Source organism: Eikenella sp. NML120348, from assembly GCF_001648435.1.
Classification (GTDB): Bacteria; Pseudomonadota; Gammaproteobacteria; order Burkholderiales; family Neisseriaceae; genus Eikenella; species Eikenella exigua.
Genome location: NZ_LXSP01000001.1, coordinates 616,007 through 629,762 on the forward strand (window position 1 = coordinate 616,007; position 13,756 = coordinate 629,762).

Below are 13,756 nucleotides of genomic sequence, written 5' to 3' on the forward strand. Positions count from 1 at the left end.
GGCCAATGGGTGGTAAAACCAAGCATGAATTATAGGCGTTGAACACATGCGTTCCAACCTTGAAATTGCTTGTATCGGGGTACGGATGTCCCCATGCACCAAAGAACAGATACTACACTTCAGACTACCTGAAAATCGTTTTGCCCTGCAAGAATACGGACTGGTACGCTCACGCCCCATTAGCTTGCTATTCTCATTCAAGATAATTTGGCTAAAGCCACGTTTCAGGTAACCTCCCATCCACTTATCAGACAAAATGTACACAAAATTAAAACTGTCGCATTCTTAAGGTAATCTTTATCTTTAATTTTCTTGCAATTTTTAGACATTCTGTGCATTATCATCTTAAAATCACACCAAGGAATTGACCAATTAACGCACAACCCCTCTACGACAAACTTTGGAACAGCCATATTGTCCACAAATCGGAAGCCTGTACCGTCCTCCTCTTGTCGACAGCCACCTCGTTCACAAAGCAACCAGCCCGCAGGCTTTTAAAGGCCTGAAAATAGCCGGACGCAAGCTGTGGCGCATCGACAGTGTGATCTCCACCGCCAACCACAACACGCCCACCGACTATTGGGACGAAGGCATTAAAGACCCAATTCCCAAACTGCAAGTGAACACTTTGGACAAAAACATCAAAGAAGGCTTGGTGGCCGTGGGCCAAATCACAATCGATTATTTGCAAGGCCAAAAATTCTCCCCCAAAGGCGCGGATTAGGACAAAGCTGTTGCCTACTGGCGCAAGCCGCAGGTAACGTGGGGCACGTCGCCCGAAATGGTGCTGGGCGTGGACGGCAAAGTGCCGAACCCCGCCGACGAAACCGACGCGGTGAAACGCGCGGGCATGGAACGCGCCTTGGAATACATGGGCTTGGCCGCCGGCACGCCGTTGAACGAAATCCCCGTGGACGTGGTGTTCATCGGCTCGTGCACCAACAGCCGCATCGAAGATTTGCGCGAAGCCGCCGCCGTGGCCAAAGGCCGCAAAAAGGCCGACAACGTGAACCGCGTGCTGGTCGTGCCCGGCTCCGGCTTGGTGAAAGAGCAGGCGGAAAAAGAAGGCTTGGACAAAATCTTCACCGACGCGGGCTTCGAATGGCGCGAACCCGGCTGCTCCATGTGTCTGGCCATGAACGCCGACCGCCTCGCGCCGAAAGAGCGCTGCGCCTCCACCTCTAACCGCAATTTTGAAGGACGGCAGGGCAACGGCGGCCGCACGCACCTCGTCAGCCCCGCGATGGCGGCGGCGGTGGTCGGGCATTTTGTGGACGTGCGCCAACTGGCTTGATGGCTTGAACTTCGCTCCGCTCCGCCGAAACTTCGTTTTAACTTCGTTGAAGCTGCGCTTTCAGGTAGCCTCTATCTGCCCACAAGCTACCTGAAAAAGTTAAAATACCCCCGTCTCAGGAACCCCAAACAATAGATTGAGCCATGAAAACCCTCCTCAAAACCACCCTCCTGCTCGCCGCCCTCTGCCCCGCCCTAGCTGCTGCCGAACCTATCGCCTCACCCACGCCGGAACAGTGCCGCACCGTGCTGAGCGAATTTGCCATGTTTGAAGCCTTCATCGCCGCCTGTCCGCGTATTGCCCGCGCCGAAATCGACACACGCACCCGCCTCAACAACGTTTACGAAGGCTTCGCCCGCTACGGCGAATGCGGCAAACAAATTGAAAGAGAACCGATCGCTTCCATGCTGCGCGAACACCCCGCTATCCGCCTGCTCGGCCAAGATGGAAAACGCCGTCCCAGCAGAGCCGAAACAGACGCCTTCTGCCGCCGCCACCGCCCCGATCTCACCCGCATCGTGCTCAAATACAACCCCGGCCACAACCGTTAAGTCGGCTCCAGATCTACAAAGACTACCTGAAAACGCCATCTTTGCGGAACCAAAGCCGGGCCTGCAAAACTAAAAAGCCGGTTTCAACGAAGCATAAAGTAAAATCCGATAAATTCCGGCTAAATCAGCCGTCATACCCGCCATTTTAGCCGATAATGAAACCGTACAAACCAATCGTGCATCTTTCAATTCTTCACATAAGGAGCTGAAAACATGAAACACTTTCTCATAATCGCCATCACCGCTATCGGCCTTTCCGCCTGTTCCAGCACTTGGCACGGCATAAAAGAAGACACCGCCAATAACATCGACCACACTCGCGAAGCCGTGCGCAAAGGCAGTAACGCTGTTGGCCGCGGCATTTCCCACGTGGGTGAGAAAATCGAAAACGCTACCGAATAAGCCCGCCACCCGGCAGATCCGAGCGCCTGCCGGCATTTAGTAAATAAACAATACAAACAGAAGGCTAAATTCTCAGATACCCTCCAAACAAACCACTGAAAATACCGCCATGAAAGCCTTCACCCAGCTCACCGGCCTCGTTGTCCCGCTCGACCGCAATAATGTGGACGCCGATGCCATCATCCCCAAACAATTCTCAAATCCATCAAACACAGCAGCTTCAGCTAAACTGTTTTGATGAATGGCATTATTTAAACTATGGCAAGCTCAGCATAAACAACAACCGCAAACACTACCTGCTCAACAGCCTCGACGAAATCAGGCTCACCCTGCAACACGCCGACCAAATCCGCACCTTTGAAGCACAGCGCCACCAAAGCCAACCCTGGCTGATTAACGGCTAAACCAAAGGCTACCTGAAACGAGCCATGCGAGCTTCTACGAACCTAAAACCTTTTTTCAAGTAGCCCCCATCCTTCCCAACCTAAATAGAGAACGTTATGAAACCAACACTCCTTCTCACCACCCTGTTGCCCCTCCTTGTCCTAAGCGCTCAAGCCGAGCCCATCAGCAACAAAGACCAAGCCGTAGCCCGCGTGTCTGCCTCCGTTGCCCGCCACCGGCTAACCAGTCTGAAGCCCGAATGTCTGTTGTTCATCACCACTGAAACTGCTAACAGCTACACTGTGGACGTGCACGAAAACCACAACGCCAGCTGCGGCGGCGACCCACACTCCGCCCCACGCCTGTTCGGCTACGAAGTAGACAAAGCCAGCGGCCGTATGCAAATTGACGACCCCGTGAGCGGCGAAACCCGCCCAATCGACTAAACCTTTGCAGGCTACCTGAAATCCGCTTTCCTTTTTCAGGTAGCCTTTATCCATGCACCCGTGACACCAAGCTCTTATCCCCCGATTCCCCCGCGCCCAGCTGCTCGGCCAACACTGCGAATGCGCCGCTCCGCGCGGCAGCGGCTGGGGCAGGCCGCATACCAGTGAACTACGTCTTCGCTCACAGCCCCTATCTGTTCTACGCCTATTACATCCTCATCAAGAACAAAATGCAGCGGCACGGTTACCGCACCGGCCTGGCGCGGTACAGCAAGAATTATCGCGGCAACACCCGCCCGTCATATTCCAACTTAGCCGAAAACCGTGGGCAGCCCGATTCACCCCGAGCACAATGATGATTATCTTGCCAAATGCGTGGAGAACTTGTGCGGCAAGGGTATAGTCATCCAAACAGCTGCTTAACGCTTAATCCACCCATTTTTAGCTTCGCAGAAACTCGCTTCGCTCATTTTCAGGTAGCCTCACATGAAAACATTAGCCGACCTTATCAATACCGCCGATCCCGCCTGGCCGCTGATTCAAGAGTGGCTTGCCGAAGCCGCCAATCCGGTGGAAATCCTGCCGCGCGACCCAGCCGCCGCAGAAGCCGAACTCGTGAAAACCCAAGTAACCACCCGTTCCGTGATGGGCGCGGTGGTATATGAAACCGGCGGCATCCTCATCAACCACGGCTGGCTGCGCATCCTAGGCTCGGGCAGCCCCCGCCTGCCGCGCGGCCTCGGCAGTTGGAATCTTGGCCGCACCCAAGCCGAACTCGCCGCACCCGCGCCCTATTATCTGATTGCAGACGATGCCGCCGGCGGCTACTTCGCCCCCAATGGCGGCGGATTGGACGGCACGCCCGGCAATGTGTTCTACCTCCCGCCCGACACCCTCGAATGGGAAGATTGCGAACTGGGCTACACCGACTTCCTCAACTGGGCATTTAGCGGCGATTTGGCCCTGTTCTACGAAAACGTGCGCTGGGCAGACTGGCAGGAAGAAGTCACCGCATTGGGCGGCGACAGCGTTTACCACTTCTTCCCGCCGCTGTGGACGGCAGAAGGCGCAGATATCGAACAAACCAGCCGCCGCGTTATCCCCATTGCCGAACACTACGCCGCCACGCTGGAAAACCAACGGCAGCTTACCGAGCATAGCTAAAGCACTTATTTCTCCAGTACCACGTTGGCTCACCTTGCCATACATGTATACTGTCTTCGGTTCACCGCTTTGTATGAAAAATAATTGCTTTATCCATATAATCCACACCTTCTACAAAACTGTCTGGAAACAGTTTCAGGCTTTCAGGTAGCCTCCCAACTATTTCAAACCACAAGGAAAACGAATGACTACCCTCCCGCCCTGCCCGCAATGCGAATCCGAATACACCTACGAAGACGGCGCCAACCTCGTTTGCCCAGAATGCGCCCACGAATGGTCGGCCCAGGCCGATGCCGCTGCCGAAGCAGACGACGCCCTCAGCGCAGTTGATGCCCACGGCACACCGCTGGCCAACGGCGACAGCGTGGTGCTGCTCAAAGACCTGAAAGTGAAAGGCAGCTCGCTGGTGCTCAAGCAAGGCACCAAAGTGAAAAACATCCGCCTCCAGGAAGGCGACCACGACATCGCCTGCAAAGTAAACGGCACCGCGTTCAACCTCAAATCCGAATTTGTGAAAAAGGCTTAGGCTGCCGAATAGCCAAAGGCTACCTGAAAAATTATTTTCAGGTAGCCTTTCTTAATCTATAAATTCCAAAAAGAAAAATATCCACCAACCTACCGGGCTTGCCACCCTTCTGCTGGCACAGCCGAACGGAGCGCGGTTTTTCGGGCGGGCTTGCATGTTTGAAGCGGCGCAGCCGCAAGTTGCGAGCCCGCCCGAAAAACCGTGCGGAGTGAGGGAAGTTTGGCGAAGCCAAACCTGTGCCCGCAGTCGCTTTTCTTTTGCTTCCTTTTCTTTGGCGAGGCAAAGAAAAGGAAGTGCCCCGCGCCGGCATGAGGCGCAAAGGTGAACAAAATACAAGCGGCGAAGGCTACCTGAAATTTTGCCAGTTGTTGAAAATCCATTCCACGACTGATAAATAAAATATCGTTTTTACCAAGTTTCGTAAGAGCCAAGAAATCTATTTTCAGGTAGCCTTCAATCCGCCCGCCGCCTTTGTGCTAAACTCGCCCGCATCTTTCCACCATTCTGATCTCCACCATCATGCCCGGCAACTCCTTCGGACAACTCTTCCGCATCACCACCTTCGGCGAAAGCCACGGCGCAGGCATCGGCTGCGTCATCGACGGCTGCCCGTCCGGCCTGCCGCTTGCCGAAGCCGACATCCAGCCCGACCTCGACCGCCGCCGCCCCGGTACTAGCCGCCATGTTACCCAGCGGCGCGAAGCCGACCAAGTGGAAATCCTCTCTGGCGTGTTTGAAGGGCGCACCACCGGCACACCCATTGCCCTCTTCATCCGCAACACCGACCAACGCAGCCGCGATTACGGCAACATCGCCCAACAATTCCGCCCCGGCCATGCCGACTACACCTATTGGCACAAATACGGCATCCGCGACTATCGCGGCGGCGGCAGGAGTTCTGCCCGCGAAACAGCTGCCCGCGTAGCTGCCGGTGCCGTGGCCAAAAAATGGCTACGCGAGCAGTTCGGCACCGAAATCGTCTGCTGGGTGAGCCAGGTGGGCGAACTTGGAATCGCATTTGAAGGCGAAGAATTTATCGGCCACAACCCCTTCTTTGCCGCCAACCAAAGCCAAATCGCCGCATTGGAAGCCTACATGGACTCCGTGCGCAAATCCTTGGACAGCGTGGGTGCGAAGCTGCATATTGAAGCGCGACACTTCCCCGTCGGCCTTGGCGAACCCGTATTTGACCGGCTGGACGCCGACATCGCCCACGCCCTGATGGGCATCAACGCCGTAAAAGCCGTATCCGTCGGCGACGGCTTCGACGTGGTGCGCCAACGTGGCAGCCGACACACCGACGAGCTCACGCCGCAAGGCTTCGCCAGCAACCATGCCGGCGGCATCCTCGGCGGCATTTCCACCGGCCAAACCATCCGCGCCGACTTCGCCGTGAAGCCCACCAGCTCCATCGCCACGCCGCGCCGCAGCATCGACATCCACGGCCAACCCGTGATGCTCGAAACCCACGGCCGCCACGACCCCTGCGTCGGCTTGCGCGCCGCCCCCATCGCCGAAGCCATGCTCGCCCTCGTGCTCGCCGACCACGCCCTGCGCCACCGCGCACAAAACGCCGACGTGCGCGTGATCACGCCCGATATCGCCAAACTGCAAAACGGTTGAAGGCTACCTGAAAAATAAACCCAGCCTTTTCAGGCAGCCCAACCCCGAGACCCATCATGCCCCGTATCCATGCCCTGCCCGACCACCTTGTGAACCAAATCGCCGCCGGCGAAGTGGTGGAACGCCCCGCCGCCGCGCTCAAAGAAATCATCGAAAACAGCATTGACGCCGGCGCCACCCGCATCCAAGTCGAGCTTGCCGGCGGCGGCATCCGCCTCATCCGCGTGGCCGACAACGGCAGCGGCATCCACGCCGACGACCTCCCGCTCGCCCTCTCCCGCCACGCCACCAGCAAAATCGCCTCGCTGCAAGATTTGGAACACGTGCACAGCATGGGTTTTCGCGGCGAAGGGCTGGCCAGCATCGCCTCCGTATCCCGCCTCACCCTCACCAGCCGCCAGGAAGGCAGCCCCGCCGCCCGCCAAGTGCGCGCCCGCGATGGGCAAATCGAGCCCGCCGCCGCTGCCGCCCATCCCGTGGGCACCAGCGTGGAAGTGGCCGACCTCTTCTTCAACACCCCCGCCCGGCGCAAATTCCTCAAATCCGAAAACACCGAATACGCCCACTGTGCCACCATATTCGACCGCCTCGCCCTGGCCAACCCGCACATTGCCTTCGAGCTCGTCCACAACGGCAAAACCACCGCCAAATACCCCGCCCAAAGCCAAAACGAGCGCATCGCTGCCGTGCTGGGCCCGGATTTTCAGGCTGCCTCCTTGCCCATCGACAGCGGCAACGGCATCCTCCGTTTGCACGGCCTCATTGCCAAACCCACCTTTGCCCAAGGCCGCAGCAGCCAGCAATACTGTTTTGTAAACAACCGCTTCGTGCGCGACAAAGTGATGCTGCACGCCGCCAAACAAGCCTACCGCGATGTGCTGCACCAGCAAATCACCCCCGCCTTCGTGCTGTTTCTCGAGCTGCCGCCCGAAATGGTGGACGTAAACGTGCACCCCACCAAAACCGAAATCCGCTTCCGCGACAGCCAGGCCGTACACCAGCTCGTATTCCACACCCTGAACAAAGCGCTGGCCGACACCCGTGCCGACCAAACCGACAGCGTGAGCAATGCCGGCAGCCTGCTGCAACACATCCACAGCCAAAGGCTACCTGAAAGCGAAAAAGGCGAGTTTTCAGGTAGCCCGAGCGCCCGCACTCCCGTTGCTTATAGCTCCGCCCGCGCCCCGCAGCAGCAACGCCTCACCCTGCAAGAGCGCCGAGCCGCCTGGCAAACCTATGCCGAACTCTACAAACCCAGTGGCAGCGAAGACCCCGAGCTTGCCGCCCTCGAGCAAAGCCGCTTCGCTCCAAGCGCAGAAGCCGCCCGGCTACCTGAAACCCATGCCGAAGAACATCCGCTCGGCTTCGCCATCGCCCAGCTGCTCGGCATTTATATCCTGGCTCAAGCCGAAAACAGCCTGCTCTTAATCGACATGCACGCCGCCGCCGAGCGCGTGAACTACGAAAAAATGAAAGCCCAGCGCCAAAACCACGGCAGCCTGCGCAGCCAGCAGCTGCTCATCCCCGTGAGCTTCGAAGCTAGCCACGAAGAAATAGCCGCTCTGGCCGAACATGCCGACTTGCTGCGCCAATACGGCCTAGACTGCTCCACCGTGGGTAGCCACACCATCGCCGTACGCGCCGTGCCACAAATGCTGGGCAAAGCCGATATTCCCGAGCTTGCCCGCAGCATGCTGCAAGAAGCCGCCCACACCGGCAGCATCCGCACTGTGGAAGAGCGCGAAAACCGCATCCTCAGCACCATGGCCTGCCACGGCTCCGTGCGCGCCGGCCGCCGCCTCACCCTGCCCGAAATGAACGCCCTACTGCGCGATATGGAAAACACCCCACGCAGCAACCAATGCAACCACGGCCGCCCCACCTGGGTAAAACTCACTCTCGCCGACCTCGACGCCCTGTTTCTGCGTGGCCAATAGGCAGGCAATACAGCCATTCTGGCAAGTGGTTTACCCAAAAAATTATGGCCGGCAATTTCAGATAGCCTTATCTGTAGGGAATTACTGCGTTATTTACACTTTTTTCGTTACTGGCAACTTTTGTTTCTGTTGAAATGGTTTTGAAGAATCTATCTATACATTATCAAAACCAGAGAGAATTTCTCGAATCCATCAATATTTCTTTCTTAATAATCTCATCTCGAACAACCGCTAAGTTTGCTCTTCAAGCAGAAGCCGAAAGTGTAAACGACACTGTTGGTTTCTACACCTCAGGTAGCCTATAACCACCTACAAACTCCAAAACAGAACATTTACTACAAATGCGCAGGAGTGCGCCCACCTCTACTGGCGCAGCCACAAATTTCGAACCTTCCAAAAAACCACGTGAAGTGAGAGAAGTCCGTGCAAAAAACCTGTAACCGCAGCCACCTTTCTTTTATACCCTTTAGCGAGCAAAAAAAAATGAAGTTCCCCCCCAAGAAAAAAAGTTTTTGCAAACTAAATATAGTGAATCAAGTTAAAATCTGGACATACATTACCCAACCTCAGTCCATGATACACTCAATTGAAATCAGATAAAAAGCCTTGGCATACTGGGGCAATACAAAGACATCAGCCAAGTATCCAAGCTTACGGCGTATTCCATTCAGCATTATTCACTATCTGAAATAACAAAATAATTCGATTGCAGTACCAAGTCTGTTCACTATACTTTGAAATCTTCCAACATCACGCACAAACAAAGACAGGCTCCCACAAAGAACGACCCTCTAAAGGTGCAAAATACCTCGACGAACCGGTAGCATTACTGAACTGCAAACCCATATACATTAATAAAACGGGTATCGACTACCTTTGGTAGAAGCTTGTAAAGAGCAGCTTGCCAGATAGGGCTCTCAGCGGTAAAAAATACAGGCGAGTTTCAATTGTTGCCAGACCCCTCAGCAAAAGTCTTATTTTATATATAGTTTATGGAGATACAATGGTTGGTATATTAGTTTGATAAGTAGTTTGAAGAATGTCTGCTCCCCTCTCAGATAGTCAAATCGGTATTGATAATGGATAATGCCCGTTTCTACCATTATGAAGGTTTTACGGAAAACATTTTGAAAAAGAGGAATGTTGTCTTGCCTTTGACTCCTTATATTCTCCCGAACTGAATCCTATTAAGAAAACCTGGAGATGTTTAAAAAATATTTACACAAAATTATTTCCTGATTTTGATTATTTTTATGGTGCTTTGGCATCCTATTTCTAACTTGATCTGCTATAATTTTACCCACTACAAGCGCCCAACGCCGCAAATAAATAAAAACCACACCTAATTCTGATGTGGTTTTTATTTATTAGCTGTGACCTATTCTTTCAGCTTCAGCCATCTATCACTCAACGTACCAGCTACCATTGAGCCATTTACGTTAAGTGCAGTACGACCCATATCGATGAGTGGTTCAATGGAAATCAACAATCCAACCAACTCCAGCGGTAGATTGAGAGTGGAAAGTACTACGATAGCGGCAAAGGTTGCCCCACCACCCACACCTGCGATACCGAACGAGGACATTGTCACCACGAATACTAAAGTAGCAATATAACTAACATTGAAGGGATCTACTCCCACAGTGGGGGCAATCATTACTGCCAACATGGCCGGATAAATGCCTGCACAGCCGTTTTGACCGATGGTAGCGCCGAAAGTGGCTGAGAAATTGGCTATGGCGGAGTTATTGCCCAGCTTGTCAGTTTGCGTTTCGATGTTCAATGGAATAGAGGCTGCACTAGAACGTGAGGTAAAAGCAAAAACTAAAGTTGACATAACTTTCTTAAAGTACCCTACCGGATTGATACCTGAGAAAGCCAATAAAGTACTATGCACAATAAACATCAGAAGCATTGCTAAATAAGATGCCACTATAAAACTACCCAAATTCAAAATATCTGTCCATTTTGAAGTGGCGGCTACCTTAATCATCAGCGCAAACACACCGTAGGGTGTTAAGCGGATAACAAAACGCACCAAACGGCTCACCAATTTGTTCAAAGTGTCTACCCCCTGCGCGATACGCTCACCCAACTCCTGATCTTCTTTACGCAGACTCAGTGTCGCCACCCCCAAAAATGCCGAGAAGATCACCGTGCTGATGATGGAAGTCGGATTCGCACCGGTGAGTTCAGCAAACGGATTTTTCGGAATAAATGACAGCAGCATAGCCGGCACAGTCAAGTTACTCACTTGATCCACACGTCCTATTACATTAGCCTGCGCTGCTACTTCGCGCTCGCCAGCAATCAAGCCTTCCGCTGTTAGGCCGAACACCTGTACCATCATGATACCGATAAAGGCAGCGATCGCCGTGGTAACCAGCAACACTGAAAGCACACTGAAGCTGATCTTACCTAAAGAACTGGCCTGATTCAGCCGCGTAATCGCTGACAAAATTGACACAAAAACCAAAGGCATCACAATCATTTGCAGCAACCGCACGTAACCGCCACCCACCAGATTAATCCAATCTAGTGCTGACGTAATCAAATCCGGGGTAGCCACCGATTGCAGCAGTGCGCCCAATCCCAAACCGAGCAGCAGGCCGATAAACACTGTCTGCCCCAATTTTCCTGTTTTCTTATACAAATAACCCAAAAAAACCAAGATCAATACAAACACTGCTAAGATAACGAACAACATTTCCCACTCCTTCAAATGAAACGTAATTACGAGTCCCAACTGGTAGAAATTATAAAGTATTATTAAAACTTTTAACCAAAATAAAATTTATAAACTATAAAGCATTATCAATAGTATAGACTGATTCATACAGCCCATATTGTTTTACAACAATAGGAAAAACTGAAAATCATTTAAACCAAAATGAAAGTTGCTTCTAGTAAGATAAAAGTAAACAATACAATAATTCTCTACATCCGTAACTATACCTATCGGCAAATAAAAAGGCTACCTAAAAAACAGCCTTTTATTTTAAGCTGAAACTTTTCAGGTAGCCTCTTAACGCTACTAAACCGAATTATGCCAAGCCTTTGGCTTTCAGCACTTCCAGCATGGTGCTGCCCAATTCGGCCGGGCTGCGGGTGTAGGCCACGCCGGCTTTTTCGAAGGCGCGGAATTTCTCTTCCGCCGTGCCTTTGCCGCCGGAAATGATGGCACCGGCATGGCCCATGCGTTTGCCTTTGGGCGCGGTGACGCCGGCAATGTAGCCCACCACCGGTTTGGACACGTTCGACTGAATGAACTCGGCCGCTTCTTCTTCGGCCGTGCCGCCGATTTCGCCAATCAGGATGATAGCTTCGGTTTGCGGGTCGGCTTCAAACAGTTTCAGCGCGTCGATTTGGTTCATGCCCGGAATCGGGTCACCGCCGATGCCGATGCAGGTGGATTGGCCGAGGCCGAGCCTGGTGGTTTGCGCCACGGCTTCATAAGTGAGCGTGCCGGAGCGGGAGATGATGCCGATTTTGCCGGGCTGGTGGATGTGGCCGGGCATGATGCCGATTTTGCATTCGCCGGGGGTAATCACGCCGGGGCAGTTCGGGCCCACCAGGCGGGTGCCGTTGCCGTTGGTTTCGAGATAACGTTTGGCTTTGAGCATGTCCAGCGTGGGCACGCCTTCGGTAATCACCACCACCAGTTTCACGCCGGAATCCACGGCTTCCACGATGGAATCGAGCACGAAGGGCGCGGGCACATAAATCACAGAGGCATCGGCACCGGTTTCCCGCACGGCTTCGTTCATGGTGTTGAACACGGGCAGGCCCAGATGGGTTTGGCCGCCTTTGCCGGGGGTAACGCCGCCCACCACTTTGGTGCCGTAGGCAATCGCTTGTTCGGAGTGGAAAGTACCGTTCTTACCGGTAAAACCCTGTACCAATACTTTGGTGTCTTTATTAATCAATACGCTCATTCTGTTCTCCTTAGGCGTTTACGGCGGCAACAATTTTCTCGGCGGCGTCGTTCAGGCCGTCGGCGGAAGTGAGTTTCAGGCCGGATTCGTTCAGAATCTTCGCGCCCAATTCAGCGTTGTTGCCTTCGAGGCGCACCACCACGGGCACGGTTACGTTCACTTCTTTCACGGCGGCCACAATGGCTTCGGCAATCATATCGCAGCGCACGATACCGCCGAAAATGTTGATCAGCACGCCTTTCACGGATTTGTCTTCCAAAATCAGCTTGAAGGCTTCCACCACGCGTTCTTTGGTGGCGCCGCCGCCCACGTCGAGGAAGTTGGCCGGCTGGCCGCCTTTGAGCTTGATGATGTCCATGGTGGCCATCGCCAAGCCGGCACCGTTCACCATACAGCCGATATTACCTTCCAGCGCCACATAGTTCAGCTCAAATTCGGAAGCTTTCAGCTCGCGCTCGTTTTCTTGCGATTTGTCGCGTAGCTCGGCGATTTTCGGCAGGCGGTACAGAGCATTGCCGTCGATGCCAACTTTCGCGTCCACGCAGGCCAGGCTGCCGTCTTCGCGCACGCTCAGCGGGTTGATTTCAAACAAGGCGAAATCGTTTTCGATGAAGGCTTGGTAGGCGCCGGTCATCAGTTTCACAAACTGGCCGACTTGTTTGTCTTTCAAGCCCAGCTTGAAGGCCACCTCGCGGGCTTGGCAGGGCTGCAGGCCCACCAGCGGGTCCACCACGGTTTTGAAGATTTTTTCCGGGGTTTCCTCGGCCACCTTTTCAATTTCCACACCGCCTTCGGTGGAAGCCATAAACACCACGCGGCGCGCGGCACGGTCTACCACCGCGCCTAAATAGAGCTCGGTTTGCACCGGATACATATCTTCACACACCAACACGCTGTTTACCGGCTGGCCGTTGGCATCGGTTTGATAAGTAACCAGATTTTTACCAATCAGGCTTTCAGCCACCTGTTTGGCCTCATCGCGGCTTTTCACCACTTTCACGCCGCCTGCCTTACCGCGCCCACCGGCGTGCACTTGGGCTTTAATCACAGCAAATTTGCCGCCCAATTTATCGAATGCGGCGGCAGCTTCTTCGCCGTTGGCGGCCAAAATCCCGCCCTGAACCGGCAAACCATAGCCCGCAAGCAGCTCTTTTGCTTGATATTCATGTAGATTCATCAAAGTTCCCTCAGTTAGGTTAAACACAGTTTGCCACCGAGAAAGCAGCAAGGCTCGAATTCAAGACCAGCTTTGATAATGCAGGGCGCAGTATAGACGAAACCCGCAGGCAACATCAGCGCAATTTGGTTAGAACAAGTAAATGGGAGATGCATAAACGGCAGTATGGCTACGGCTATGGCCTAGCTACTGTGGGCGTAGAACGCAAAGATACTGCATAGACGAAGCAGTTTTTCAGGTAGCCTTTCCCTGTGCCCCCAGGCTATCTGAAACCGCCCGTCTACCTGAAAGAACATGTAAAAAGCTTCCGCCGCAGC

13 protein-coding genes and 1 pseudogene are annotated in these 13,756 nt (G+C 53.7%); 10 read left to right on the forward strand and 4 right to left on the reverse strand.

Annotated elements, in window-relative coordinates; translation table 11 throughout:
- Positions 1-371 precede the first annotated feature (371 nt).
- From A7P99_RS02960 to A7P99_RS02995, 8 genes and pseudogenes are all read left to right on the forward strand, one after another.
- Positions 372-1,294: pseudogene (locus A7P99_RS02960) on the forward strand (aconitase family protein).
- Between the two features lie 143 nt (positions 1,295-1,437).
- Complete coding sequence (locus tag A7P99_RS02965) at positions 1,438-1,845, forward strand: hypothetical protein (RefSeq protein ID WP_067447227.1); 408 nt, start codon at positions 1,438-1,440, stop codon at positions 1,843-1,845.
- A gap of 213 nt (positions 1,846-2,058) precedes the next feature.
- Positions 2,059-2,247, forward strand: coding sequence for a hypothetical protein (locus A7P99_RS02970; RefSeq protein WP_067442537.1), 189 nt, complete (start codon positions 2,059-2,061; stop codon positions 2,245-2,247).
- A 173-nt stretch (positions 2,248-2,420) separates the two neighbouring features.
- The gene (locus tag A7P99_RS02975; RefSeq protein ID WP_067447229.1) at positions 2,421-2,651 is read left to right on the forward strand and encodes a hypothetical protein; all 231 of its coding nucleotides are present in this window, start codon (positions 2,421-2,423) and stop codon (positions 2,649-2,651) included.
- A 96-nt stretch (positions 2,652-2,747) separates the two neighbouring features.
- Complete coding sequence (locus A7P99_RS02980; protein WP_067447232.1) at positions 2,748-3,077, forward strand: hypothetical protein; 330 nt, start codon at positions 2,748-2,750, stop codon at positions 3,075-3,077.
- A gap of 164 nt (positions 3,078-3,241) precedes the next feature.
- Positions 3,242-3,433, forward strand: coding sequence for a hypothetical protein (locus A7P99_RS10385; RefSeq protein WP_231863706.1), 192 nt, complete (start codon positions 3,242-3,244; stop codon positions 3,431-3,433).
- Positions 3,434-3,563: 130 nt separating this feature from the next.
- On the forward strand, positions 3,564-4,241 hold the full coding sequence (locus tag A7P99_RS02990) for a DUF2625 domain-containing protein (protein WP_067447234.1): 678 nt from the start codon (positions 3,564-3,566) through the stop codon (positions 4,239-4,241).
- 184 nt (positions 4,242-4,425) lie between these two features.
- Positions 4,426-4,767 (forward strand): zinc ribbon domain-containing protein YjdM, encoded by a 342-nt coding sequence (locus A7P99_RS02995; protein WP_067447236.1) that lies wholly within the window; start codon positions 4,426-4,428, stop codon positions 4,765-4,767.
- A gap of 89 nt (positions 4,768-4,856) precedes the next feature.
- On the opposite strand, the gene A7P99_RS03000 is transcribed toward A7P99_RS02995, so the two are convergent.
- Positions 4,857-5,198, reverse strand: coding sequence for a hypothetical protein (locus A7P99_RS03000; RefSeq protein ID WP_153705418.1), 342 nt, complete (start codon positions 5,196-5,198; stop codon positions 4,857-4,859).
- An 88-nt stretch (positions 5,199-5,286) separates the two neighbouring features.
- Here A7P99_RS03000 and aroC point away from each other — a divergent pair, with 88 nt between their 5' ends.
- Both aroC and mutL read left to right on the forward strand, forming a co-directional pair.
- The gene (aroC, locus tag A7P99_RS03005) at positions 5,287-6,390 is read left to right on the forward strand and encodes a chorismate synthase (RefSeq protein WP_067527896.1); all 1,104 of its coding nucleotides are present in this window, start codon (positions 5,287-5,289) and stop codon (positions 6,388-6,390) included.
- A gap of 56 nt (positions 6,391-6,446) precedes the next feature.
- Complete coding sequence (gene mutL / locus A7P99_RS03010) at positions 6,447-8,327, forward strand: DNA mismatch repair endonuclease MutL (protein WP_067447243.1); 1,881 nt, start codon at positions 6,447-6,449, stop codon at positions 8,325-8,327.
- A gap of 1,378 nt (positions 8,328-9,705) precedes the next feature.
- Here mutL and A7P99_RS03015 read toward each other — a convergent pair.
- The 3 genes from A7P99_RS03015 to sucC form a co-directional block, all read right to left on the reverse strand.
- Positions 9,706-11,034: an L-cystine transporter gene (locus tag A7P99_RS03015; RefSeq protein ID WP_067447245.1), complete on the reverse strand. Its 1,329-nt coding sequence runs from the start codon at positions 11,032-11,034 to the stop codon at positions 9,706-9,708.
- A gap of 337 nt (positions 11,035-11,371) precedes the next feature.
- On the reverse strand, positions 11,372-12,262 hold the full coding sequence (sucD, locus tag A7P99_RS03020) for a succinate--CoA ligase subunit alpha (RefSeq protein ID WP_067686452.1): 891 nt from the start codon (positions 12,260-12,262) through the stop codon (positions 11,372-11,374).
- Between the two features lie 10 nt (positions 12,263-12,272).
- Positions 12,273-13,439, reverse strand: coding sequence for an ADP-forming succinate--CoA ligase subunit beta (sucC, locus tag A7P99_RS03025; RefSeq protein WP_067527899.1), 1,167 nt, complete (start codon positions 13,437-13,439; stop codon positions 12,273-12,275).
- Between the last annotated feature and the right edge of the window lie 317 nt (positions 13,440-13,756).

Excerpts from the sequence above, each read along its gene's own strand:
- A7P99_RS02970 (WP_067442537.1), top strand. The coding sequence starts at position 2,059 with ATGAAACACTTTCTCATAATCGCCATCACCGCTATCGGCCTTTCCGCC.
- A7P99_RS02965 (WP_067447227.1), top strand. The coding sequence starts at position 1,438 with ATGAAAACCCTCCTCAAAACCACCCTCCTGCTCGCCGCCCTCTGCCCC.
- A7P99_RS02995 (WP_067447236.1), top strand. The coding sequence starts at position 4,426 with ATGACTACCCTCCCGCCCTGCCCGCAATGCGAATCCGAATACACCTAC.
- A7P99_RS02975 (WP_067447229.1), top strand. The coding sequence starts at position 2,421 with ATGCCATCATCCCCAAACAATTCTCAAATCCATCAAACACAGCAGCTT.
- aroC (WP_067527896.1), top strand. The coding sequence starts at position 5,287 with ATGCCCGGCAACTCCTTCGGACAACTCTTCCGCATCACCACCTTCGGC.
- mutL (WP_067447243.1), top strand. The coding sequence starts at position 6,447 with ATGCCCCGTATCCATGCCCTGCCCGACCACCTTGTGAACCAAATCGCC.
- sucC (WP_067527899.1), bottom strand. The coding sequence starts at position 13,439 with ATGAATCTACATGAATATCAAGCAAAAGAGCTGCTTGCGGGCTATGGT.
- A7P99_RS03015 (WP_067447245.1), bottom strand. The coding sequence starts at position 11,034 with ATGTTGTTCGTTATCTTAGCAGTGTTTGTATTGATCTTGGTTTTTTTG.
- A7P99_RS02980 (WP_067447232.1), top strand. The coding sequence starts at position 2,748 with ATGAAACCAACACTCCTTCTCACCACCCTGTTGCCCCTCCTTGTCCTA.
- sucD (WP_067686452.1), bottom strand. The coding sequence starts at position 12,262 with ATGAGCGTATTGATTAATAAAGACACCAAAGTATTGGTACAGGGTTTT.
- A7P99_RS02990 (WP_067447234.1), top strand. The coding sequence starts at position 3,564 with ATGAAAACATTAGCCGACCTTATCAATACCGCCGATCCCGCCTGGCCG.